We start from the raw sequence: 24,512 nt of genomic DNA, 5'->3' as shown, positions 1-24,512 counted from the left end.
AACGTGATGCAGGTTCAAGACATCATCGCCAAGGCGCAGGCGGCCACCGGGCTGAACGACCTGGGCGACCCGACCGTGCGCGAGGGCCTGGAGCGGCTGGTCGCCGCGTCCGACGCCGAGGCGCGGCTATCGACCGGCGGTGGCGAGCGCTGGGAAGCCAATCTGGTCGGCACGCTGTCGAACCGGCTGCGCGTGGTGGACTATGTGGCGCGCCATCCCGAGGTCGTCGAGCAACCGGTGGATCGGCCCCTGTTCGTGTTCGGCCTGCCGCGCACCGGCACGACCCTGACCATCAACCTGCTGAGCGCCGATCCCGCGCGAGGCTGCCTGATGCGCTGGGAGGCGATGCATTCGGCGCCGCCCGCCAAGGCGGGCGAACAGCGCACCGATCCCCGCTTCGTGGCCGAGCGCGAGAAGCTGGCCATGAGCGTCAAGCACATGCCCCACATCGCCGCCATCCACTACGAGGACGCCGACGGGCCCACCGAGTGCCAGTATCCGATGGCGCTGTCGTTCTGCTCGCAGATCTTCGAATCCACGGTGAACGTGCCCAGCTATCGCGACTGGTTCATGGGCGCCGACTACCTGCCGGCCTTCAAGTTCCACAAGCAGGTGCTGCAAGTCCTGCAGTCCCAGAACGGCGGGCGCTGGGTGCTCAAGAACCCATGGCACCCACTGTTCCTCGACGCCCTGACCAGCGTCTATCCCGACGCCCAACTGGTGATGACCCATCGCGATCCCGTAGAGGTGGTGGGATCGGCCTGCAGCCTTCTGCGTCACGTCCGCCCGATCTTTAGCGACGCGGTGGACCTGCGCGAGATCGCGGCGCAGACGATCGACACCTTCGACCACATGATCGCGCGCCAGAACGCCTTCCGCGACAAGCACGGCCAGGATGCGATCCACGACATCCAGTATTCTGACCAGATCCGCGACCCGATCGGCCAGATGCGCAAGCTCTACGCCCGCTTCGACGAGCCGTTCACGCCCGAGGCCGAAGCGGCGATGACGCGCCTGCTGGCCGACAATCCGCAGGGCAAGCACGGCAAGCACGAATACAGCCTGGAGGAATTCGGGCTGACCGCCGAGGGCGTGCGCCGCCACTTCAAGGACTATTACGACCGGTACCTGCCGTCGGCGCGGTCGTAGGCGAGCCTCAGGCGCGGGTCGCCCAGAACGCGCACATGGGTCCGTCCGGATCGCTGACCACGTGGCTGCGCGGCGCGAACAGCATGGTGTTGCGCTCGCGTGGCGCGTAGCGCGGCCAGGCCGTGGGGCGCGCACAGCCGGCCGCCGAACAGCGGGGTCTCGTCGGTCGAGGCGGTACATGAACGCTGGCCCCCTCGGCCGGATTTCGTCTCTCAACCTGCTCTGGTCAGAGCTTGTCGTGGGGAGCGCCCATGGCGTGATCCAAAGCCGCATCGAGTTGCGGCTTCCACGCCGAAGGCGGCTGAAAGAGGTGGTTCACGCCCGGGACGGTCCACAGACGCGCGCTTGGCACGGCCTTGACGAAGGCGTCCACCGAGCCACCGGGGCAACCGTGCTCCTCGCCGCCTTCGACCAGACCCCAAGGCTCGGTCAGGGCGGTGGGCCGATAGACCCAGCCGGCGACGCCCTTCATCCTGTGGCCGAGGGAGCGGCCCGCCGCGTCGCCGACCGGCGCGCCGGTATCCTGGTCGGGACAGAAGCCAGCAGTGACCAGTCCAGCCACCTCGCCGGGGCGCGCCTGGGCGGCGGCGGCATAGGCCAGGGTCGCGCCAGCCGAGTAGCCGCCGAAATAAACCGGTCCAGCGGCGTGATAGCGCTGCGCGCCGTCGGCGGCCACGGCTTGCATTTCACCAGCCAGATCGTAGGGCCGACCGCCCGAGGTCATCTTGGCCATGGTGGGATTGACGTTCAGGCCCAGGGCCAGAACGCCGCGTTGGGCCAGGGCCTCGGCCATCCGGCCGCTGGCCTCCCAGGGCTTCCAGCCGCCGTCGCCCGAGAGGATCACCGCCACGCCACGCGGCGGGCCGCTGGGCGCGAACACATGCACCTGCCCCAAGTCTTGATACGGATAGTGGGCGGTTTCGACCGGCGCGGCGGCCATGATGGCGGCGGAGACGGCCAGGGCGACGATCGGCAAGGACATGGAGACACCGGACAAGGCGATGGCCGCGACGCTCGGGGGGACGGGAGCGTCGCGGCCTGGGTTTCGGATTCGGGAGCTTGGAGCCGAAGATCAGGCCGGCTTGGCGCGACGCGGCGCGTGGGCCTTCTTGTGCGCCGAGGTCTTGTGCACAGCCGGCTTGGCGGCGGTCTTGGTCGCCTTGGCCGGCGTGATCCTGGCCTTGGCCGGCGCGGTCTTGGCGGCGGGAGCGGAAGCCGGAGCGACGGTGGCGGCGTTGGCCCCGACGGCCAAGCCGGCGGTCGACAGGACGGCGACGGCGATGAGAGCGCGGATGGACATGGTGTTGTCTCCTTCAGGTCTGTCTGACGGCGGAAGCGCCGATGGACATCACCCTGGAGCCGCGCCCTGACGCGATCCGCTCAGCAACCTTACAAGGACGCCAGAAAGCGGCCGCCAACCTTACAAATCTGCAAGGTGGGCGCCCGGTCGCCGCAAGGTCGTTATGGCCTTATGCTTTCGCGCCGACCCGCGGGCGCGGGTTCTGAAAGGAGCCATCATGTCTATCGTCCGATCTCTGATCGTCTCGGCGATCCTGGCCGTGACCGGTCTGGCCGCTTCGGCCCAGGCCGCCGCGACCGCCGGTCATCCAGCGCCTCATCATGCCGCCGCCCATGCCGAGACAACCAAGCATGCGGCCTGTGAAAAGGTGTGGGCCGCCCAGAAGGTGCGCCACGGAACGCGCCAGGCCTTCGTCGCCTCTTGCGTGGCCAAGGGATAAGCTGGGACTAGCGCTCGACCTCCACGCGAGGCAGTCTGCCCCCTTCACGCCAAGGAGCATCGATGAGCCGACGAATCCTGGTGGTCGAGGACGACGCCGACACGGCCGACTACATTCTGAAGGGCCTGCGCGAGGCCGGCTTCACCGCCGAACACGTCGCCGACGGCCGCGACGGCCTCTACATGGCCAGCAGCGCCGATTTCGACGCCATCGTCATGGACCGCATGGTGCCGGGCATGGACGGCCTGTCGGTGGTCAAGGCCGTGCGGGCGGCCGGCGTACAGACCCCGATCCTGATCCTCAGCGCCCTGGCTCACTTGGATGAACGGGTCACGGGCCTGAGGGCCGGCGCCGACGACTATCTGACCAAGCCCTTCGGCTTCGCCGAGCTTTCCGCGCGGCTGGACAACCTGATGCGACGCGGGGGCGCCAAACCGGTCGAGACCAGCCTGGCGTGCGGCGAGCTGAGCCTGGACCTGCTGTCGCGCCGCGTCGCGCGGGCCGGCCGCACGTTGGACCTGCTGCCGCGCGAGCTGAAGCTGCTGGAATATTTCCTACGCCACCGTGACCGCGTCGTGACCCGCACCATGCTGCTGGAAGAGGTCTGGGACTATCGCTTCGACCCGCACACCAGCCTGATCGACACCCACATCAGTCGCCTGCGCAAGAAGATCGACGAAGGCTTCGACAAGCCCTTGCTGCACACCGTGCGCGGCTCGGGCTACCGCCTATCGGAAGCGCCTTGAAGCGCGTCCGAAAAGTCCGCGGCGCCAAGCCTTCGACTCTAGCCCTGATCGTGGCGGGGGCGGTCGCGGTGGCGCTAACCTTCGGCCTGTTCGTCGTGGATTACGCCGGCGAACGCCTGATCGAGCGTCGCCAGCATCTGGTGGTCGAAACCGCCCGCGACTACTTCGTCGCCTTCGCGCACCAGGAAGGCCTGCCCGCTATGGCGCGAGCGCTGGATCACCGCGCCCGCAACGAGAACGGCGCCTTCGCCTACGCCGTCTTCGACAACGACGGCGCGCGGATGGGCGGCGCGAACCTGCTGAACGCGACCGACCTGCCCGAGCCCGGATACGCCACGCGGCGGATCGCCGGCGCCGACTACGAGATCCTGCTCCAGCCGATGGCCGTCGGCGGCACGCTGGTCATCTACGAGAATCTGGCCGATCGCCGCGCCTTCCACCAGGCCATCCTCGCCGCGGTCGGCGCGGCCCTGTTATTCAGTCTGGTGATCGTGGCGGGCGCGGCCCTCCTCCTGGGGCGGCTGCTCGTGCGTCGCGCCGAAGGCATCGCCCTGGCGGCCGAGACGATCGCCGGCGGCGACCTTTCGGCCCGCGCGCCGATCGCCGGCGTAGGCGACGTGTTCGACGACCTGGCCGACGCGGTCAACGCCATGCTGGTGCGCATCGAGGAACTGATGACCGGCATGCGGACGGTCACCGACAGCCTGTCGCACGACCTGCGCTCGCCCCTGACCCGCCTGCGCGGCGCGCTCAATCGCGCCCAGGACCAAGGTCTTGCCGAGAGCGAGCGCCTGGCCCTGATCGGCGAGGCCCAAGCCCAATGCGAGGAGGTCCTGGCCACCTTCGGGGCCCTGCTCGATATCGCGCGCGCCGAGTCGGGTCTGTCGCGCGATCTGATGGCGCCGCTGGACCTGGCCGAACTGGTCCGCGACCTGGGCGACCTGTTCGAACCGGTGATCGAGGACGCGGACCAGAGCTTGACGATCGAGGCGCCCGCCGGCCCGATCCCGCTCGTCGGCCACGAACTGATCCTGCGCCAGGCGCTGGGCAACCTGTTGCACAATGCGGCCCGCTACGCCGGCCCAGGCGCTAGCGTGACCCTCGCCCTGCGCTCCACCGACCAGGGCGGCGCCGAGCTGATCGTCGCTGACAGCGGCCCGGGCGTGCCCGCCGCCGATCGCGGCCGGGTGCTCGAGCGGTTCGTGCGACTGGACGAAAGCCGCGCCACCACCGGTTCGGGCCTGGGCCTGGCCATCGCCGCCGCCTGCGCCAAGTTGCACGGCGGCCAACTGCGGCTGGAAGACAACCGCCCCGGCCTGCGCGTGGTGCTGAGCCTGCCGCCGACGAGCTGAACCTCACAAATTTTTCAGGTTCGCGCCAGGCGCCCGTCAGGGGCTGCGATCAGGGTCGGCTCCACCTTCCGGGAGCCGAAGCGATGAACGAAACGATCAAAAAGCTCGACGCCGAGGCCCGGCGTCTGCTGGGCCATGGCTTTCGTGAACTGGAAGCCGAGGAACGGCGCGTGATCCTGCAGATCATCCGTCGCGCCGCCATCGCCCGCAACATCGCCGACGAGACCGACGAGGCCATGACCTTCGGCCAGCGCCTGGCCGATCGCGTGGCCGAGATCGGCGGCTCCTGGAGCTTCATCATCGGCTTCCTGATCTTCTTGACCATCTGGGCCGGCCTCAACGGCCTGATCCTGACCCGGACGGGCCTCAAGCCCTTCGATCCCTATCCCTTCATCTTCCTGAACCTGATCCTGTCGATGGTCGCGGCCATCCAGGCGCCGGTGATCATGATGAGCCAGAACCGCCAGGCCACGAAGGACCGCGCCGCCGCCGAGCACGACTACGAGGTCAACCTCAAGGCCGAGCTGGAGATCCTGGCCCTGCACGAGAAGCTCGACGCCCTGAGAAACCGCGAGCTGGCCGACATGACCGCTCACCTGATCGTCCTGTCGGGTCTGAGCAAGGACGCCGAACGCCGGGCGCAAGGCGGCCAAGCCGAGGCCGAGGCGTGACCGACACGACCTTTACCTCGGAAGCGAACACGGCTTCAGTTCGCCCCATGCGCGAGTCCCTGCTTCCTGCCGTGAAGACTTTCGCCGCGCGCCTGGCGCCGCCGCTGTTGTTGGCGGCGGCCGCCTACGTGCTGTGGCGCGAACTGCACGGCCTGTCCCTGGGCCAGATCCGCGGCGAGATCGCCGGCTGGGGCCTGCCCCGTGTCGGCCTGGCCCTGCTGATGGCGGCGGCCAGCTATAGCCTGTTGGCCACCAACGAGCAGCTGGGTCTGCGCTGGGCCGGCGCCAAGGTGCCGCTACATACCGGCTTTCTGGGCTCGTTCATCGCCTACGCCTTCGCCAACAGCATCGGCCTGACGCCGCTGGTGGCCGGAGCGGTGCGCGCCCGCCTCTACGGACGCCACGGCGTCGATATCGGCAAGGTGGCGCGCACCACGCTCTATTGCGCGGTCTCGTTCGCCCTGGGCCTGGCGAGCCTGGCGAGCGTCAGCTTGTTGACCGCCCCACCCACCACCTTCCAGGCGCTGCATCTTCATCCCGGCCTGGCCAAGGCCATCGGCGCGGCCCTGCTGCTCTTCCCATTGGGCTACTTGGCCGCCTGCGGCCTGGCGCGCGGAACGCTGCGCGTGCGTGGTCGGGTCTTCACCCTGCCGCCGCTGAGCTGGGCCCTGGCGCAACTGGTCATCGGCGTGGCCGATAACCTGGTCACCTCGGCCTTGGTCTGGATGCTGGTCGGCGACGCTGCCCCGCCCTTCCCCGCCTTCGCCAGCGCCTATGCGGTCAGCACCGCCGCCGGCCTGTTCTCGGGCCTGCCCGGCGGGGTCGGCGTCTTCGAAGGCGCGATGCTGGCCCTGCTGCCCAATCTGGATAGAGCGGCCCTGACCGCCGCCTTCGTCGGCTATCGCCTGTTCTACTACATCCTGCCGCTCACCCTGGCCGGCGGCCTGCTGCTGAGCCAGGAAACTGGCGTGCGGCGGGTCGTCCTGACCGCGCGGCGGGCCTGGCGACTGGTCGGCCCCGCCACCCTGGCCTTGTCGTCCTTCGCCCTGGGCGGCGCCCTGGTGCTGATCGCCGTCGGCCGCATTCCCACCGAGCGCCTGGGCCTGCTACGCGCCGCCGTGCCACTGATCATCGTGGAGACCAGCCACCTGATCTCCCTGGCGGCGGGCCTGGCCCTGATGGTCCTGTCGCTGGGCCTGTTACGCCACCGGGCTAGCGCTCGCTTGGTGGCCCTGCCCGTCACCCTGGTGGCCGCCTCGACCGCGCTGCTGCGGGGCCTCGATTTCGCGCCGTCGGTCGTTGCCGCCATCCTGTTCCTGGCCCTGCTGGCTTCGCGCCGCCTGTTCACCCGCAGGGGCTCGATCGAGGGCGACGCGCTGATCCCCTGGTTGGTCACCGGCGTGCTGGGTGTCTTCGCCGGCTCGATCGCGCTCGGCGCCTGGATCTACGACACCGCCCCGTTCGAGACGCGCCTGCTGACCCATTTCGGCTATCACGCCGACCACGCGCGCTTCCTGCGCAGCATCGCCCTGCTGGGCGGCTTGATGCTGGCGGGCAGCATCTGGCGACTGGCTCGCCTGCCCCACGCCCGCGCCGCGCTGGCCAGCCAAGCGACCCTGGACACGATCCGCCCCCTTGTCGAAGGCTCGCCCGACACGACCGCGCGTCTGGCCCTGACCGGCGACAAGGCCATCCTATCCACCGCCGATGGCGAGGCCTTCCTGATGTACGGGGCCATGGGCCGCAGCCTGATCATGCTGGGCGATCCGGTCGGCGACGCCGCCGAGGGCCGCAAACTGCTGTGGCGTTTTCGCGAGCTGGCCGACCGCCAGGACGCGCGGCCGGTGATCTATCACGCCAGCGGCGAGCGCATCACCGACTACCTGGACCTGGGACTGTCGGCCATCAAGCTGGGCGAGGAAGCGCGCGTGCCCTTGGCCGATTTCGACCTGGCCGGCGGAGCGCGCCGCAACCTGCGTCAAAGCCATGCGCGCGGCCAGCGCGACGGCCTGCGCTTCGAGGTCGTCGCGCCGCCGATCAGCGACGCCTTGATGGGCCGCCTGCATGAGATCTCCGACGCCTGGCTGCTTGGCCATGGCGGCCGCGAAAAGGGCTTTTCCCTGGGCCGTTTCGATCCGACCGTGCTCGCGCATGATCCCGTCGCCCTTGTCTGGCGCGGCGAGGAGATCATCGCCTTCGCCAACCTCTGGACCGGCGGCGGCGTCGAGGCCTCGATCGACCTGATGCGCCACGTCGACGACGCGCCGCGCGGGACCATGGACTTCCTGTTCGTCGAGCTGTTCCTCTGGGCCACGGCCCAAGGCTACGCCTGGTTCAACCTCGGCACGGCGCCGTTGTCGGGCCTGGTCGATCACCGCCTGGCGCCCTTCTGGCACAAGGTCGGTCGCCAGATCGCCCAGCGCGGCGGCGCCTATTACGGCTTCGAGGGCCTGCGGGCGTTCAAGAGCAAGTTCGATCCGGTCTGGACTCCGCGCTACCTGGCGGCTCCGCCCTCGGGCCTGGCCGCCGCCCTGCTGGACGCCACCCGGCTGATCGCTCGCGAGCCGCGCTCTCTCACAAATCGGTAAGGCGGCGGCCAGGGGGGCGCCAGACGGCTCTGCGAGAACAGGCTCGCAACTTAGCCGTCAGGGAGAGCCCGCCATGTCCGTCCGCCAGATCCTGCTGACCACGACCGCCGTCCTGGTGACCGCGATGGGCGGCGTCCTGGCCGTGCGCGAGGCGCTGACCGCTCCGGCGGCGGCGCAATCCTCGCCCGCCTCGACGGCCCAGGCCGCTGCGACCGTGGCTCCCCTGACCGAAAGCAGCTTCCGCTATGGCTCGGCCGGCCGGGTGATGATCTTTCGGCGCGGCGCCGAGCCCAGCCGGTTCGTGATCCTGATCTCCGACAAGAACGGCTGGACGCCGGCCTTGACCGACCTGGCTCGCCAACTGACCCGCGCCGACGCCGCCGTCGTGGGCGTGGACCTCAGCCACTACATCCCAACCGCCCAACAGGAAGCCGGCCCGCACGGCCTCTATCCGGCCGGCGATTTCTCCGAACTGTCCCAGGCGGTGCAGAAGGTCCTGGACTTCAAGGCCTATCACAGGCCGATCCTGGTGGGCCAAGGGGCCGGCGCGGCCCTGGCCTACGGGACCCTGGCCCAGTCGCCGGCCGGTATCTTCCAGGGCGGCGCGGCGCTGAACTTCCAGGCCGACCTGAAGACCACTCGTCCGCTGCTGGCCGGCGACGGCGGTCTGGCGCACACGGCGACGACGGGTGGTTTCACCTACGCCGCGGCGCCCAAGCTCAACGTTCCGTTCGTCATGCTGCAGACGACCGATGTCGCCTCCGCCCAGGCCTTCGCCGCCAAGCTGCCGCAAGGCCGAACCGAAACCTTGGCGACTGACGCGCCGATCGCGGCGGGGCTATCGCGGGCGCTTGAGGCCATCGCGCCGGTGTCACCGCCCGTGCAAATGGCCTCCGCCAATCTGGCCAACCTGCCCTTGATCGAGGTTCCGGTCGCGTCGCACGGCGACACCCTGGCGGTGTTCTATTCAGGCGACGGCGGCTGGGCCAGCATCGACCGAGGCTTGGCCCAAGGCTTCGTCAAGGCTGGCGTGCCCGTGGTTGGCTACGACTCCCTACGCTACTTCTGGACCAAGCGTTCGCCGCAGGCCGCCGCCGACGATCTGGCCGCGGTGATCCGCCACTACCAGGCCGCCTGGGGCAAGCAGCGCGTGATCCTGGCCGGCTATTCGTTCGGCGCCGACGCCTTGCCGGTCATTGTTCAGCACCTGCCGGCCGACCTGCGCGGTCAGGTCCGCGTCGTCGCCCTGCTGGGAACCGACGCCACCGGCGAGCTGGAGTTCCACCCCGGCGACTGGCTCGACGTCAGCGGCAGGGACACCTATCCGATCGCGCCCGTCCTGGCGTCGATGACGAACACCCCCGTGGTCTGCGTCTACGGCGCCCAGGAACACGACGACGCCTGCCCGAACTTTCCCGCCGCCGTGCGCAAGATCGGCCTGCCCGGCGACCACCATTTCAACGGCGACTACGACGCCGTGGGTCAGGCGCTGGATCGCGCCGTGGGCCTGTAACCCCCTTCGACGAGGTTGGCGGCCCAGCCCCGACCCCGTTCGAGAGCGACCGCGGCGACCATGGCCGCACCATTTTCATCAACCGAGGAGGCAAACCTATGAACGATCAAACCGAGGGCCGTCGCCCCAATCCCGTCGACCTGCATGTGGGCGGCCGCGTGCGCATGCGCCGCAAGATTCTCGGCGTCAGCCAGGACCAGCTGGCCGCGTCCCTGGGGCTGACCTTTCAGCAGGTGCAAAAGTACGAGCGCGGCTCCAACCGCGTGAGCGCCTCCAAGCTCTACCAGATCGCCAAGACCCTGCAGGTCCCCATCTCGTTCTTCTTCGATGGCCTGGCCGACCCGACGGATAGTGAAGCGCCCGACTCCGCCGCCTCGAAGGCCGAACAAGGAATCCAGACGTTCCTGGCCACGTCCGAGGGCCTGGAACTGGCCCAGCTTTTCCCGCGCATCGGCCGTGGACGTGTGCGCCGGCAGGTCCTGGATCTCGTGCGGACCATGACCGACGACACTGGCGAAGGCGAAGCCTGATCTCCGCGCTGGGCGGGGGATGAGGGTCATCGTGACCCCTTCCGCCCGTCCAGCCGTCGTGTCCTATCAGGCTGACCGCGAGGCCCTAGGTCGCGCCACCTTCGACCGCGGCGGCGCCTTCACGGTCCAGCAGCACGCGGAAACGGTCGAGCGAGGCCAGGTGAAAGTTGATCAAGGCCAGCCAGCCCTTGGCGTGCCAGTCGACGAGCGTGTCGGAGTCCAAGGCTTGAAACGCCTCGTAGTCCACGATCTGAAAGCCCTCAAGGCCCAGTTTGCGGCCGTCCGGCAAGGTGGCGTCGGCGCGACGTTCGATCAGCAGCCCCTTGTCCAGCAAGGCTTGGCTGAAGGCGGCGGTGGCGGCGGCCTCGCTCTTGAAGGCGTCGCAGAAGGCCAGGGCTCGGAGCGTCAGCGCGCTGGGCTTGCCGTCCTCGAACAGGGGTTCGCCCTCCTCACCCGCCTGAACGACACGATCCGATCCCGCGTCGATCGCCAGCACGAAGTCGTCAGGATCGCGGGTGGCGATGAAGCCAAAGGGATAGCGTCGCACATAGGCGGGCACGTGGACGAACGGGGCCCACTGGCCGTCGGCGACGAACAGGTTGCGCTGCTCCAGTCCCAGGATAGCGACCGGCGCGGCCTGCTCGCCCGCGAAGACCACGGGATAGCTGGCCGAGGCGGCGGCCAACTCGCCAAGAACCAACGGCGCATAGGCCGCGTCCTGAGCGAAGGCCGCATCGCCCTCCTTCAGACGCCAAGCGGCGTGGACCGAGGCGGAGAGCGGAAGCGGATCACGATAGAACAGCGGCAACGGGGGTGTCGACGCGGCGCGCGGTTTGGACGCCATGGCAGGGAAACTCCGAAACAGGAAATGAGCGGCGAGGTCGCGTCTAGCGCGTCGGGACGGCGCCGGCCGCCTGAGGCGGCAGGACTTCACGCTCGAACGCGATGGTCGAAATCTTGGCGTCCAGCCCCTGCACGACGGCCGGGGTCAGATCGTTGGTCATGTTGCCGGCCAGCACCGAATTGCGGTCCAGCAGCAGGCCGCAGGCGCGCTGCTTGAAGACCTGGGCGATCACGGGCTGGGCGGCGTCGGCGATGCGCCCCATGGCCTTGGTCCGCGTGGCCTCGATCTCACGGCCACGCAAAGCCGCCTTGGCCTGCACGGGCTGAAGTTTCGCGCCCAGGGCTTGTTCGCGCGCCCGGCGTTGCGCGTCCGGCAACTTGGGGGCCTCGGCCTGGAACGCCTTGATCTCGGCGTCCAACGGCTTGCGGTCGCTTTCGACCTCGGCCTCGGCCGCGTCGGCCAATTGCTTGAGCCGAGCGGAGGCCGCCTGCCCCACCTTGGCGTTGGCGAAGATCGCCTCCCGCGAGATCAGGCAGACACCGGCCACCACCGGTCCTTCGTTCAGGGTCGGGGAAGACGTCGCTTGGCCTTGAGCGTGGCTCGGCGCGGCGACAGCGGAAATCACGGCCGTGGCCAGGACCACGGCGAGGGGGGTGTTCATGGGATCGTCCTTGATGATGATCGGCCAGGCGCGGACGCCCGACGTGAGGTTGAGTTCAGGAGGCGCGCCCCGCCCTCCCCAAGGAAGGCGGGGCGATCGGTCATCAGCCGGTCATGCCGGGGCGGGCGCGGCGCAGCACGATAGTGCCCGCCCCGACCCGCATCGCGGTGACATGCTGGTCCATGAGCAATTGCTCCAGCGCCTGCTCCGGCGTCATTCGACCGCGCACGGGCGAGGAGCGCCGTTGAGCAAAGGTGTCGGCGTCGTAGAGAATGTTGACGCCCGACGCCCGGCCCACCGCTCGCACCGCATCGGCCAGAGGCTGAGGCGCGATGTCGAAGTCTTGCGGCTTGGGCGGAGCCGGCCGGTCGTCGAAGGCCACGCGCATCGGCGTGACAAAGCGACCGGTCACCGTCTCTTGCGAGATCTGCTCAGGCTTGGCCGGGGGCGCGCACGCCGCGTCCTGGCTCTGGCAGTCGCCGAAGCCCGTCACCTGCACTTCGATGATCGAGGGCGACACGATGGCGGCGTTCTGGCGGATGCCGTTCACCGCCATCTCGATGGCCTTCTCCACGTCGTTGGACTTGGACGACAGGTTGTCCAGCGAGATCGGCGCGGCGGCCGGCGGCGTCGGCAGACCCGTGGCGATGCCCGAGACGTCGATATTGTCGGCGCCCAGGATCTCGATGGCGAAGACGTTGAAGTTGCCGCTGACCGTGATGCCCGCGTCGCCGGCGTCGACGACCCCGTTGGGCGCGATCAGGTCGACGTCCGCCACCGGCGAGCCGGCGACGCTGGCGACCGTCTGGATGCCGGCGCCGGTGGGCAGACCGGCCTGGACCCGGTTCATGCGCTCCCAACCGTCGATATTGTAGTCGTAGAACGGCGCGGTGACCGAGGTCTTGGCGCCCTTGCCCGCCGCGATGTCTCCGTAGGACGACCAGATCAGGATATTGCCGCCCTTGGTGGTCATCACGCGCGACTGGTTCAGTGTCACGCTCTGGCGGGCGAAGATGTTGATCCCGCCGCCGTCGGTGGTGACCACGCCGGCCCGCAGCGCATTGCCACGGTCGCCTTCAAAGGCCGGCTGACCGGTGTCGCCTGGCTTGGCCGCCGAGTTGGCCAGCTTGAAGCCGCCGCCCGGAGAGACGAACTCGATCTTGCCGCCGCCCGACGAGATCACTCGGCTGGCATAGGTCTCGAAGTCGCCCGCCCAGCGCGATTCACCCGCGCCCAGCGCCGTCCCGTCCGGCTTCTCGGCACCCGGGAACAGGGCCTTGATGGCGTCGTAGCCCCGGAAGCTGGAGCCGCTGCGCGGATTGTCGGGGGCGTTGGCCTCGCGTCCGGTGGTGCGCAGTTCCAGGAACAGCACATCCCGGTAGAACGGCGTCTTGCGATCGTTCGACAGCGTCGACCAATAGGACCAGGCCGTGTCGAGATAGGCCAGTTGCTCGGCCTGGCTGTCCAGCGGATCCAGCCCTTGCAACTGGCGCACGTAGTTGACGAGGCCTTCGTGCGTTTCGGGCAGGTAGTTCTCGGCGCGCAGAGCCTTCACGCCAGGTCCGCGCGGCAGGAAGGCGTCGAATGGCGTCTTCTGGTCCAGCGGCAAGTCCGCCCAGAAACTCCACGCGGTCGCCACATAGGCCGTCTGCTCGATCTGGGTGTCCAGGGGCTTCAGCCCCTGCAGGCCGCGCACATAGTTGACGAAACCGGCCCGCAGTTCCGGCGTCATCGGCTGGCTCTTCGGATCGCCGCCCCGGTTATAAACGCGGTCGAACAGGTAGTAAGACAGCTTGCGGCCGTCACCCGCGTCATCCAGCAGGAAGTCGGCCATGCCGCCGGCCTTCTCGGGATTGAGGTAGGCGTCCTCGAACGCCTGGTAGGACGGCGTCTGGTTGAAGCCGGTGCTGATGGCGATATCGGCGGCTGTGGCGTTCGGGTCCAGCGGTGAAGGCGGCGGCGGCGCCTGGTTGCCGGCCAGGCCGTCCGCATAGACCAGAACCCGGCCGCTGGTGATCCCCTTGCCGTTGCTGGGCATGTAGAAGTCGTGACCGGTCTCGACCTCCAGGCGGCCGGGACCCGTGATCGCGATCTGGCCAGCGTTGGAGAAGTAGAGGCCGTTGCCGGCCCGCACCAGGCTGTAGTCGGTGGCGTTGTTGTGCTGCAGCTGGAAGTTGGGGAAGTAGACATTGTCGCCGGCCTGGACCAACAGCGCCTTGGGCAGGTTGATCGGCGCGGTGGTCACCACGTCGCCTACCGCGGCGTAGATCTTGGCCGGGTTGGTGTCGCCCTCGTGCAGGTCGGGCCTGTAGGTCGGCGTGAACAGCTGAGTCTGAGAGACCGAGCCGCCCGGCTTGAAGCCGGCCTGTTCCAGCAGCCCCTGCGGCGCGGCCGAGCCATAAAGCATGCGGACGTTCGTCGCGCTGGGCATCAGCTCCAGCAGCGACTGGCTCATGAAGATCCCTTCGTAGCCGGGGAAGAAGTTCTGAGCGTCGCGATTGAGCTCGGCGAAGGGGTCGTCGGCTCGTGTCCCCTGCCCCAGCCGCACGTCGTTATGGGCCAGAAGCTCCAGATTGCCGGTCGGGGACGGCGCCAAGTAGAGACCGCCCTTGACGACCACGTCACCGGCCGCCGCCACCGCGCTGAGCGTACCCGGCCAGACGGCGGGGACCTGACCGGCGTCGCCGATCGTGTAGCCATACGGCGTGACGAAGTTGTGCTGGGGCTGGATGAAGCCGCCCTTCCAGGCGACGATGCCGATGTTGCCGTAGTTGTTCCACAGGTTGACGTCGCCGCCCGCTGAGAACAGCGCGATCTTGGCGTCCGGCGTGTAGCTGAAGAAGGCCGCGCCGTAGAGCTCGCGATCCCGGTCGTCGCCCTGGTGCTGCTGATAGCCGCCGACGCCGAACACGCCGCCGCCGCCCAGTTGGTTGTTCATCACCGGCGCGAGCGCCAGCGGGTCCAGGACCGCGTCGATGTTCAGATCACCGCCGCTCTGCAGGTGGAAGTCGCCCGAAGAGGTGAACAGCATCGTGTAGAGATCGTAGCCACGGCTCTGGTTCACGCCGTACCCAGAGCTGCGGATCGCGTCGATCTGCCGGGTGGTGGTGAACGCCCCGCCCGCCGTGATCTGGGCCTGCCCCTCGGCGACGTAGAAGTTGCCGGTGCCGATGTTGCCGCCCGCGAAGATCGAGAGGTTGCCGCCGCCGTCGGTGTGCAGAACCTTGGCCAGCCCATCGTGACCCCCGCTGACCCGACCGGTATTGGGCAGGTTGACGGTCAGGTTGGTGATGTCGCCGGCCGCGCTGATGTCGACATTGCCGCCGCCCAAGGCGCCGATCCCGGCCTGATAGCGGTCGAAGCGCACGAACCAGGTGGTCTGGTCGTAGTCGCGCCCCAGGTCCTTGAAGCCCATGAGGTCGGGCGTCTTGAAGTCTCCGACGGTGTTGACGTTGCCGTAGCGCCAGAGCCAGGCGTTCGGCAGTTGGTCGCTGCCCGCGCCGACGATGTCGCCGCCGGCCTTCATCAGGATGTCGCCGCCGCCTTGCAGGTAGTAGCCGCTCATCGGACCCCAGAGGCCCGCCGAAGCGTCCAACGGCAGGCGCGTGGGCGCGGCGAAGTCGGCGACCGGCGCGGCGTAGTCACCCGCCGTGTAGATCACCGACGGCTTGTATTGCAGGACGATGTCCCGACCGCTGCCGATGTTGATCCCGGCCGTGCCGGTACGCACGATGTAGCCCGTGGAATTGTCCCACTGCACGCCGCGGCTCTGGCCGTACTGGGTGATCTGCGAAGGTTCGCCATTGCCATACTGATCCCACGGGACCCCCTGACCGCCGCCGTTGTTTACGGCGAAGTATTCGGGCAGCGCCACACGGGCGTAGCGCTGGGTGTCGACATAGTCGTTAGTCGTGGGATCGAAGGCGATCAGCGCGCCGCTGTCGGGGTCGACATACTGGCCCGTGGCCGCATCGCGGCTCAGCTCCGGGCCCACCGTGCCGTCGCCGTTGCGGACGTAGAGGCGGTTCTCGGTCGTGCCGGCGCGCGGGCCGCTGGTGATCTCCACGCGATAGTATTCGATGGTGTCGGGCGTGCCGCCGACGATCACCGAACCCTTGCCGGTGGCCAGCTGACCGACCGGCAGCACCGCCAGCGAGTCCGGGCTGATGATGTTGGCGCCGGCCGCCAGGTTCAGCGTCCACGACGCGCCGCCGACCAGGGTGGCGTCGGCGCCGGCCCTATCGAAGCCGTCGCTGAGATTGGCGTTCAGCAGCAGGTCGCCCGCCGCCCGCAGGGTCAGGACGCCGGCCGCGCCGTTGAAGCGCAGGGTGTGGAGATCCCAATCCGTGGCCAGCGTCATGTCGCCAGCGCTGCGCAGCTCGATGCCGGGCTGGACGGTGACGCCCGAGCCCAGTCGGGCCCGGATGGCCGCTGCGTTCGCCATGAAGGCGTTGGCGTCGGCCGAGACCGTGTTGATCACCGACTGGTCGATGGTCGAGACGTTGTCATAGACCTTGAAGCCCTCGGCGATCACCTGGCGCGCCCCCAGGATCGAGCCCTGGACCGGCGCGATGGCGACGTCGCCGCCGGCCAGTTGCGGAGCCCGCAGGCGCACCAGCCGGCCGCCCTCGCCCGTACCGCTGACATCAATCAGCGAACCGGCGGCGACCGAGACCTGGCCGCCGTTGCGGCCGGTGGTCTCCAAGAACACCGTGCCGCCCGAACCGTCCGCCGCATTGGCCTTGGCCAGCAGTTGCGAGCCCGCGGCCAGGTTGACGTTGTCGGTCGCCGAGATCTGGATGCGACCACCAGAGTCGCCCGTGGTGCGCACGACGCCGGTGACGTTGATCGAGCCCTGGTTGGCGATGGCCGAGAAGTTCTGAACCCGGATGGTTCCGGTGACGTCCAGATCGCCTTGGCTCACCTCGAAGCGGCGCGACTGCATGAAACCGCCGCTGTCCAGCGCGGCGTTGAAGGCGCTGAAGTCGGCGATCTGGCTGGCGACCATCGAGAACGAGCCGCTCTGCGCCCCGCCGTGGGATGCGCCCTTCATCTGGCCGCGCATGTCGGCTTGTCCCTGACCGGCCGCGATGTTGAGACGACCAGCGTCGCCGCCAGCGGTCGTGCCGGAAACGTCGACCACGGCGCCCGTCGCCATCCTCACGTCTCCATGATCGGAGGTGAGGTTGATCGTGCCCGCGCCGACACCGACCAGGGTGTCGAAGATCTGGCTGACGCTGCTGGTCACGTCGATGCTCGAACTATCCGCCAGCACCACGTCTCCGCCGCGGGCCCGCAGATTGACCGTGCCGCCCGTCAGCAGGATGCGCCCGGTGTTCGTCACCGTATTGCCGGTGAAGCCGAGGGTCGCGCCGAAGGTGGTCATGGGCGGAAGGTCGGTGCGGCCGTTGTTGGCGATGGTCACCGCCCCGACGGCGTCCAGGAAGGTCTGCCCACCGCTTTCGACGGTGAAATTGGCCGCCTCGACAACCAGGTCGCCGGGCAGGAACAACGTGCCTGTCTCGCGTCCGATCACGCGCTGGCCGGCCCGCAGGGTCACCAGATCCACGCCGGAGATCCGCTTGTCGCCGCCTTCCAGATAGATGTTGGTGGCGTCGATCAGAAGCTTGCCCGTCCCGATCGTCGGCGCGGTCGCGCTGGCGTCGGCGGTGTTGGCCAGGGTCACCGACTGGCCGGCAATGGTGGCCGTCGCGCCGTTGGCGTTCAGCAGGCGGATCTCGCGGCTGTCCAGGCGCAGGCCGTCGGCAGCCTTCAGGGTCGCCCCACCGTAGATGTCGATGGTCGAATAGCTCTTGAGCGTGAGGTCGGTAGCCGAAGCCAGGGCCTCGGCCGATCCCCCCGCGAACACCAGGCCGGCCGTGCCGATCGGCGCCGCGCCGATGCTGATCCGCGACGCCGCCGCGCTGATCTGCGCCGCGTCCAGGGTCGCTTGGCGTGACAGCTGGGTGTCCATCGTGGCGTCCAGAACGATCGACCGGCTGCTGCGCAGAACCGCGCCGTCGGCGATCACCAGATTGCCGGCGGGAACGATCGGCGACAGACCCATCGCGACGCGCTTGGCGTTGGCCGCGGCCAGGGCGACGGGATCGGCGCGCAGCGCCGACATCGCGTCGATCGCCGCGGTGTTGCGCAGAACCGAAACCTGCTCGCCGCTGGACAGCCGCAGCACCGCGCCCTGGTCGAGCGCGGCGTTGACCGTGACGTCGTCGTTCGGATCCCAGGGCTGGCCAGGATCGACCACCTTGTCGAAGGCCGGCAGGATGCGCAGGTCGCCCGAGCTGCCGCTGATCTTGCCGCTGGTCTCGATCACGCTGCCGTTTTCCACCGTGACCTTGTCACGGGCGGCGAACAGCAGTTCCGGGCCCTTCAGCACCGAACCGGTGTTGTCGATCACCACATCCTGGCCGGAAATCGCCAGCTCCAGGCTTTGTTCGCCTTGGCGACGCGTGCCGCCCAACAGCAGGCTTTCGGCGCCGAACGAGTTCAGACGATCGCTGTCGAGGACCAGATAGCCCGCATATTTGGTCAGGTCGGAATTGGCGCCGACCACGACGATACGGCTGGCGTCGATGTCGGCGAAACCGCCGCGCCCACCTTCCGCGGCCGCGGACTTCAAGGTGGCGTCCAGGTTCAAGCTGCGCGCGGCTTTCAGGACCACGCTGCCGCCGTCCAGGGGAATACGCGGCACATCGCCGATCGGTCGGTTGGTGCGCAGCGCCTTCTTGAGGAAGGCTTCCGAGGTGAAGAAGCCGTTGGCGGTGATCTCGTTGTACTGCGAGCGCATCCGCAGGGTGTCGCCGTTCATCACCATGAAGCCGTGGTTCACGGTGTCGCGATACGGGGTCCCTTCGGTGTAGCGATAGCCCGACTGGATGGACGAGCCGTCCGCCAGGTCGACGTGCTGGCCCGGCATCATGACGTTGAGATCGGTGTGGCCATGGTTGGCCGTCACGCGGAAGCCGCCGGGCAGCAGCGCGAATTCGGCCGGCAGCAAGGTGTAGTAGCCGGCTTTCAGGCCGCTACCCCCCGCCAGGTAGATCTTGTCGCCGACGCCCAGGCCGCCGCCGCCAGTCAGACCGTAGGGCGCGATGTCGCCCTCGAACGAAGGCAGCACGGCGAAGATCTGGTCGGGACTCGACACCCACTTGTAGTCGGCGTCGCGATAGCCCGTCAGCCAATCGGTCGTGCCGCCGATGCCCGCGACGAACTCGCGGGCATAGAGGTCGCCACCGCCCGAGACGTCGATCACCGCGCCTTCTTGCAGGTCGACCGACTGGCCCGAGATGTTGACCGACTTGGCCGGCAGGACCGTCAGTTCCAGCTTGGTGTAGGGATCGATCCAGGTGTCGCCGTTGCTGACGAAGCCGTAGGGGATGACGTGGCCGTCGCCCGAGGTGGACGTGATGCTGCCCGCCGCCAGGACGACGCTTCCCGGTCCGGCGGGACCGTCGACGGCCACCAGGTTGATGGTGCCCAGGGGCGATCTCACGATACCGCCCTGGATGATGTTCGGCGCCGTGAGGGTCAGCTGGGCCGCCGCTTCATAGGGCGACCCGTTCAGCGGCGTGCCGGCGTCCTGCGGCAGGATCCGGATCGTGTCCTCGGACGTCACGTCCACCTTGTGGCCGGTGGCGACGTACAGTTGGTCGGCCTTGAAGCTGATCTTGCCGGGGCTCGAGACCGACGAGGCGGGCGCCGCATAGACGCCGTTGATCGGCTGGGACGCCTGGCCGACCAGGCGGATGTCGCCCTGGCTGGCCAGCAGCGTGTCGGAGAAGCCGTAGAATTCCGCGCCCTGGATCTGCAGCAGGGTGTCGGCCGCGATCGACAGCCGGGTGTCGGCGCTCAGCCGCCGGACGTCCATATTGGCCAGGGCGATGTCGTAGATGCTCGTGTCGCCGAAATCACCGTTCGACGCGCCCCCTCCCGAAAGACGGACGACGCCGGCCTCCAGGCGCACATTGGCGCCGGCCTGCCCCATGATCCGCGGTGTGTCGATCGAGATGGAGTCGAAGACAAAGCTGCCGTCGGCCTTCTTGCCGCCGAGGGTTGCATCGCCCACGAACACCACGCCGGGCGAGGCGGCGACCTGGAACGACGAGAAGCCGCCGTCCGCGATCCGCGCGGTGGACAGGCGTACGCTCGCCGCCGGCTCGGCGACCGGCGCCGGCGGGACGTAGCCGAACGCCACGAACAAGGCCTCCAGGCTGGGATCGAGGGTCGGCATGGTCGGCGGCGCGCCGGTGATCGGCGGCGGCAGGTTGTCGCCGATCATGAAGACCGGCGGAGGACCATAGGCCGCGACCGTATAGTCGTTGAAGGTCTTCAACAATTCGGCGCGGTTGGACACCGTGGTTCCGGCCGGGAACGGGATCGGGAAGCCGGTCAGCCACTCCCACAGGACGGTCGACAGGTCGACGCCGTAGGGCGTGGTCAGGACGTTGAAATTGACGTCGTAGACGTAGCCTTGCTGGAAATAGAATTCGAGATCGTCGACGACCTGGGCCGCCGTCCGGCCGGGCGGCGGGCCGCCGGGCGGTCCATAGCGCCCGCCCCAGCTGACCGAGAAGCTACCGCCCCGCGCGCCTGGTCCGCCGGCGAAGGCGCGATAGGTGGCCGAGTTGATGTCCATCGCGTCGCCGGCGATCGAGATCGAGCCCGCGTCCGAAGCGACGGTCTGCGGCTGCAGCACGACCGTGCCCAGCGCGTTGGTGGTGAAGTCGAACGCCGCCGAAGCGCCCGACACGTCGAGCACCGCGCCCGCCTCGAACACGACCTTGCCGGCGTTGATGCTGATCTGGCCGCCCGGCAGGACTTCGCCGCTGACCGTGGCGCGGCCGTCCTTGGTCAGGCCGCGCTTGGTGATCAGGGCCACGCCCTGCGCCAGAAGACGGGCGTTCTTGCCCAGGACCACCGAACTGGTGTCGCCGCCCGACAGGGTGATCTGGCCCGCTGGCGCGTTCAACGTGCCCTGGATATTGGCCGAACCGCCGATCGTCAGTTTACCGCCGACCTCGGTGCTCACCGAGGCGCCTTCGAGCACCGCCGTGCCGCCGTTGAAGGTGATGTCCATGCCGCGACGCAGGGCCGACGAGCGCAGCTCCGGCGCCATATAGACCGGCTCGGCGATGTCGTAGACGTCCGTCCCCGACGGCGCCCAGAAGGCCGGCGGCGCGGGATCCAGCAAGGTGCCTTCCTTCAGGCGCAAGCTGGCCGTCGTCGCATCGACCCGCACGTTCTCGCCGACCGTGATCGACGGCGCCTGGAGAGTGATCGACGAAAAGCCGCTGTGGCTGAAGAACGCGGACGACAGCAGCCGGATGTTGGGTTCCGGGTCGGCGGGATCGACCGGCGTCTCGGGCGCGGGCAAGGCGTCGCCGATATAGATCGGCGTCTCCAGGGCCAGGCTGAAGCCGCCGTTGCCGCCCAGTCCGTAGGCGCGGGCATGGTCTAGGCCCGACAGGTCCAGATCCTGGGCGTCCAGCAAGCCCGCCGTAACGCTGAGATTACCGCCCTTGCCCAGGGTCAGCTTGCCCTGGCGGTTCACCCAGGCGCCGGCCGAGCTGTCGATCACCATGGTGTCCGGCAGGATCATCCGGACGTCGTCGACCGGAGCCAGCAGGCTGTTGCCACCCGCCCAAAGGGTGATCGCGCCGCCGTTGATCCTGGGCAGCGTGTCCGACGACACCGGTTCCAGCACCTCGTAGTCGCTGTACCAGGATCCCCGGGTGTCCAGGCGGGTGTCCTTGGCGAACTCCAGCGACATGCCGCTCAGGCTGACCGCGCCGCCTTCGGTCCGGATGGAGCCGAAGAACTGCATGCGCTCCTCGGCGTTCAACGCGAACGACGCCCCGTTGGCCAGGTTCAGGTTCACGCCCGACTCGACCACCACGGCCGTGCCGTCCAACGCCGGGAACGGATTGTGCAGGCCGTCGACCCGGTTGGCCTGCGACAGCGAATAGCTGCCCATGGTCGAGCGGTTGAAGAAGTCGTCGGACGTCAGGGTGGTGTTGTCGAAGGTCCGGACGCCGCGGTTCGGCTTGTCCTCGTCGCGATCGAACTCCTCGCCGAACTGGTCGCCATAGACGTCGCTGAGCTTGTCGAAGAGGCCGAAGCTGTCGGGCAGCATGGTCTCGATGGCCGAGATCAGCACGTTGTTGCTGACGTATTCGCCTTCGTCGATGCCGGCCTTGTTGAGAATGAAGCTGCCGCCCTTGGGCAGGTTGGCCCGCTGGTAGCGCCCCGCCGTGACGGCCCCCTTGACCGTGCCTTGCAGCACCGCGTCAGGCGCCAGGATCTCGATCTTGCCGCCCGCGCCGCCCTGGACGTAGCTGGTTTCGTACTTGCCTTGCAGGCTGGAAATCAGCGGGATGTAGAAGGTCTGCGACTTGCCCCACTTGGTGTCGTACTGGGTCCACTGGTTGGCCAGGCCCATGTAGAGCTCATCCGGATCGGCCTCGCGGATGTCGATGATCGAGCCGTCCAGCCGCCGCAGCAGCGTGGTGTAGACGTAGCCGGCCTCGTAGGTGGTCAGGCCGCCCGAGACGTCGATCACCGAACCCGGCTTCATGATGAAGTCGTCGTCGACATCGAGGGTGAACGAGCCGCCGTCGGTCAGGAACTGGGCCAGCGTCCCCTGGCTCAGGTTGTCGAAGCTGGACCAGGCGGCCAGGTTGGTGCCGTAGCGCCGATCGACCGAGATTTCCTGGCGATACAAGGCCCCGTCGCGTTGCAGCGGCGAATCCGACAGCTGGGCTGCGAACAGCTTTCCGGTGACCCGGTTGGAGCCCATGGCCAGGACGGTGTTTCGCCAGCCCGACAGATCGATGGTCGCGCCGCGATCCATCATGAAGCGCGTGCCGTCCTCGTTGTCCTGGTTGGCGCCTTGGCCGCGGTTGTTGTCGTAGAGGTTGCCGGCGGCGTCGAGCAGGATGTTGACCTTGCCGCTGGGCATGTAGATCAGCGAGTCTTCCTGCAGGTGGACCTGGGCGGCGTTGATCTTCAGCGATCCCACCGACTGGCTGCCCGATCCGACGGGAATGCTGTCGGTGGAGTCCAGGTCCGGCGTGATCTGGGTCAGGCTGCCCTTGCCGAAGGTGACGACGCCGTGGCCCGGGACATCGGGACCGTCCATGTCGCCGTTGGGATATTCCCGGTAATCGCGGACGATGGTGGCGAAATTGATCTTTCCACGGAACAATGCCGTGGAAGTCATCTCGATGGAGCCCATCTGGTTCAGGTTCAGGCCGCGGAAATCGACCTCGCCGCCGCGCAGCGACGTGATGACGCCTTCGTTGCTGGCCACATAGCCGACGTCACGCGCCCGCTCGTATTGGAGATTGTTGAGGAAGCTCTCGATCTTGCCGCCCGAGGTCAGGCTGCTGATCACCGCGTAGGGCACGACGTCGCCGATCGCGTACTGGACCCCCGTGAGCTTCAGATAGAAGTTCTGCCAGCCGACGTCGCTCACCACGTTGCTGGGCCCCGAATACGCGATATTGGCGCGCAGGAAGGCCAGCGGATTATAGGCGCCGACGCTGACGTTGGCCTGACCGCCGGGTGCGGTGTTCAGATAGATGTTCTCGCCCGCCGCCAGGACGACCTGGCCTTCGTCGACGACCTTGATCCGGCCCTGGTTGGTCACCCGCGGACCAAACAACATCACCTTGCCGAACTGGCCGGTCTCGATCGAGCCGCTGCGTCCGACGGTGACGTTATAACGAAGCGGATCGTTGGGATCGACGACGACGGGTAGATCCTTGGCCAGGTTCTTATAGGACTCGGTGCTGTAGCCCCAATTGTAGATCCAGGTGTTGGAGAAGGTCGGGTCGAGGCGATTGTTGTAGTCGCGGGCATAGGAATTGAGGCCCACCGCGAACTGATCGTCGCCAATGTTCAGCGACGAGGCGATGACCTGCTGGGCCTTGACCGAGCCGTTGATCGCCAAGCCCTGGGGCGCCACCAGATAGATGTTGCCAGGAGCTTCGATCGATCCGGCCAGGGTCGTCACGCCCGGCGTCATCGAGCGATTGAGCGCGATCCAGTCCTTCTTCTCCTGTTGGAACTTGAGCACCTGGCCGGCGGCCATGCTCATGTCGGTCCAGTTCAGGGTGGCCCGCTCGCGGCTCTGGACGATGGTGGTCGTCGCGCCGTCCAGCAGCACATCCGAGACGCCCTGCCCCGTGACCAGTTGACGGGTGTTGATCTTGGCGTTGGGGCCGATCAGCACGCCGTTGTCGTTGAAGATGAACACCCGGCCCTTGGCCCGGATCTCGCCGTTGACCTCGGCCGCCGCCGCCCCGTGCACGCGGTTCACCGCGATCCAGTCCGCCGACTGCTGCTGGAATTCCAGGACCTCGTTGGTCTGCAGCTTGAACTGCTCCCAGTCCAGCAACGCCTTCTGCTGGGTCTGCTCGATGGTCATCAGCGGTCGGCCGTCGGCGGCCGTGCCGATGGTCGGACGGTTGGCGCCGCTCCACTGCGAGACCGCGCCGCCGGGCAGGATCACCTTGCCCGCCTGCATTCCGACCATCGACCCGAACGGGGTCGATTGGGCGCCGGCGGGCGTGACGCCGGTGGCCACCGCCATCGCGACGAGGCTGGCTCCGGCGAGCCAATGGGAGGCGCCACGCAGACGGCGAGAGGCGACGAGCAGAGAGCGAGTCATGGCGTACTCCAGGAACGGGTCTGGAAGAAAA

The 24,512-nt window shown here is 68.2% G+C and carries 13 protein-coding genes; 8 read left to right on the top strand and 5 right to left on the bottom strand.

Features of this window, described 5'->3' with window-relative positions:
* The first annotated feature begins 6 nt into the window (after window positions 1-6).
* Window positions 7-1,149 (top strand): sulfotransferase family protein, encoded by a 1,143-nt coding sequence (locus G3M62_RS09700; RefSeq protein WP_165186567.1) that lies wholly within the window; start codon window positions 7-9, stop codon window positions 1,147-1,149.
* A gap of 226 nt (window positions 1,150-1,375) precedes the next feature.
* Here the strand turns inward: G3M62_RS09700 and G3M62_RS09695 are convergent, their stop codons facing one another.
* Together G3M62_RS09695 and G3M62_RS09690 are read right to left on the bottom strand one after the other, a co-directional pair.
* Window positions 1,376-2,131: an AcvB/VirJ family lysyl-phosphatidylglycerol hydrolase gene (locus G3M62_RS09695; RefSeq protein ID WP_165186565.1), complete on the bottom strand. Its 756-nt coding sequence runs from the start codon at window positions 2,129-2,131 to the stop codon at window positions 1,376-1,378.
* Window positions 2,132-2,221: 90 nt separating this feature from the next.
* The gene (locus G3M62_RS09690; RefSeq protein ID WP_165186563.1) at window positions 2,222-2,449 is read right to left on the bottom strand and encodes a hypothetical protein; all 228 of its coding nucleotides are present in this window, start codon (window positions 2,447-2,449) and stop codon (window positions 2,222-2,224) included.
* Between the two features lie 217 nt (window positions 2,450-2,666).
* Here G3M62_RS09690 and G3M62_RS09685 point away from each other — a divergent pair, with 217 nt between their 5' ends.
* The 7 genes from G3M62_RS09685 to G3M62_RS09655 all read left to right on the top strand — a co-directional run bounded on the left by G3M62_RS09685 (window position 2,667) and on the right by G3M62_RS09655 (window position 10,288).
* Entirely contained in the window at window positions 2,667-2,888 is a 222-nt protein-coding gene (locus tag G3M62_RS09685) for a hypothetical protein (RefSeq protein ID WP_165186562.1), read from the top strand.
* A 62-nt stretch (window positions 2,889-2,950) separates the two neighbouring features.
* Entirely contained in the window at window positions 2,951-3,634 is a 684-nt protein-coding gene (locus G3M62_RS09680; protein ID WP_165186560.1) for a response regulator transcription factor, read from the top strand.
* Window positions 3,631-4,986, top strand: coding sequence for a HAMP domain-containing sensor histidine kinase (locus G3M62_RS09675; protein ID WP_165186558.1), 1,356 nt, complete (start codon window positions 3,631-3,633; stop codon window positions 4,984-4,986). The genes G3M62_RS09680 and G3M62_RS09675 overlap by 4 nt, the downstream gene beginning before the upstream one ends.
* A gap of 83 nt (window positions 4,987-5,069) precedes the next feature.
* The gene (locus tag G3M62_RS09670; protein ID WP_165186556.1) at window positions 5,070-5,657 is read left to right on the top strand and encodes a DUF1003 domain-containing protein; all 588 of its coding nucleotides are present in this window, start codon (window positions 5,070-5,072) and stop codon (window positions 5,655-5,657) included.
* A gap of 71 nt (window positions 5,658-5,728) precedes the next feature.
* Window positions 5,729-8,245: a bifunctional lysylphosphatidylglycerol flippase/synthetase MprF gene (gene mprF, locus G3M62_RS09665; protein ID WP_165186555.1), complete on the top strand. Its 2,517-nt coding sequence runs from the start codon at window positions 5,729-5,731 to the stop codon at window positions 8,243-8,245.
* Between the two features lie 73 nt (window positions 8,246-8,318).
* A complete protein-coding gene (locus G3M62_RS09660) occupies window positions 8,319-9,758 on the top strand; it encodes an AcvB/VirJ family lysyl-phosphatidylglycerol hydrolase (RefSeq protein WP_165186553.1) in 1,440 nt (479 codons plus the stop codon).
* A 98-nt stretch (window positions 9,759-9,856) separates the two neighbouring features.
* Window positions 9,857-10,288 carry a helix-turn-helix domain-containing protein gene (locus G3M62_RS09655; RefSeq protein WP_165186552.1) on the top strand — a complete coding sequence of 144 codons (432 nt, stop codon included), beginning with the start codon at window positions 9,857-9,859 and terminating at the stop codon, window positions 10,286-10,288.
* A gap of 85 nt (window positions 10,289-10,373) precedes the next feature.
* Here the strand turns inward: G3M62_RS09655 and G3M62_RS09650 are convergent, their stop codons facing one another.
* The 3 genes from G3M62_RS09650 to G3M62_RS09640 form a co-directional block, all read right to left on the bottom strand.
* Complete coding sequence (locus G3M62_RS09650) at window positions 10,374-11,132, bottom strand: SapC family protein (protein WP_165186550.1); 759 nt, start codon at window positions 11,130-11,132, stop codon at window positions 10,374-10,376.
* A 43-nt stretch (window positions 11,133-11,175) separates the two neighbouring features.
* A complete protein-coding gene (locus G3M62_RS09645; RefSeq protein WP_165186548.1) occupies window positions 11,176-11,793 on the bottom strand; it encodes an OmpH/Skp family outer membrane protein in 618 nt (205 codons plus the stop codon).
* A gap of 103 nt (window positions 11,794-11,896) precedes the next feature.
* Window positions 11,897-24,481: a filamentous haemagglutinin family protein gene (locus tag G3M62_RS09640; RefSeq protein WP_165186547.1), complete on the bottom strand. Its 12,585-nt coding sequence runs from the start codon at window positions 24,479-24,481 to the stop codon at window positions 11,897-11,899.
* Between the last annotated feature and the right edge of the window lie 31 nt (window positions 24,482-24,512).

Origin of the sequence: Caulobacter soli, from assembly GCF_011045195.1 — a bacterium.
GTDB lineage: Bacteria > Pseudomonadota > Alphaproteobacteria > Caulobacterales > Caulobacteraceae > Caulobacter > Caulobacter soli.
This window is presented reverse-complemented; position numbering and strand designations above follow the sequence as displayed.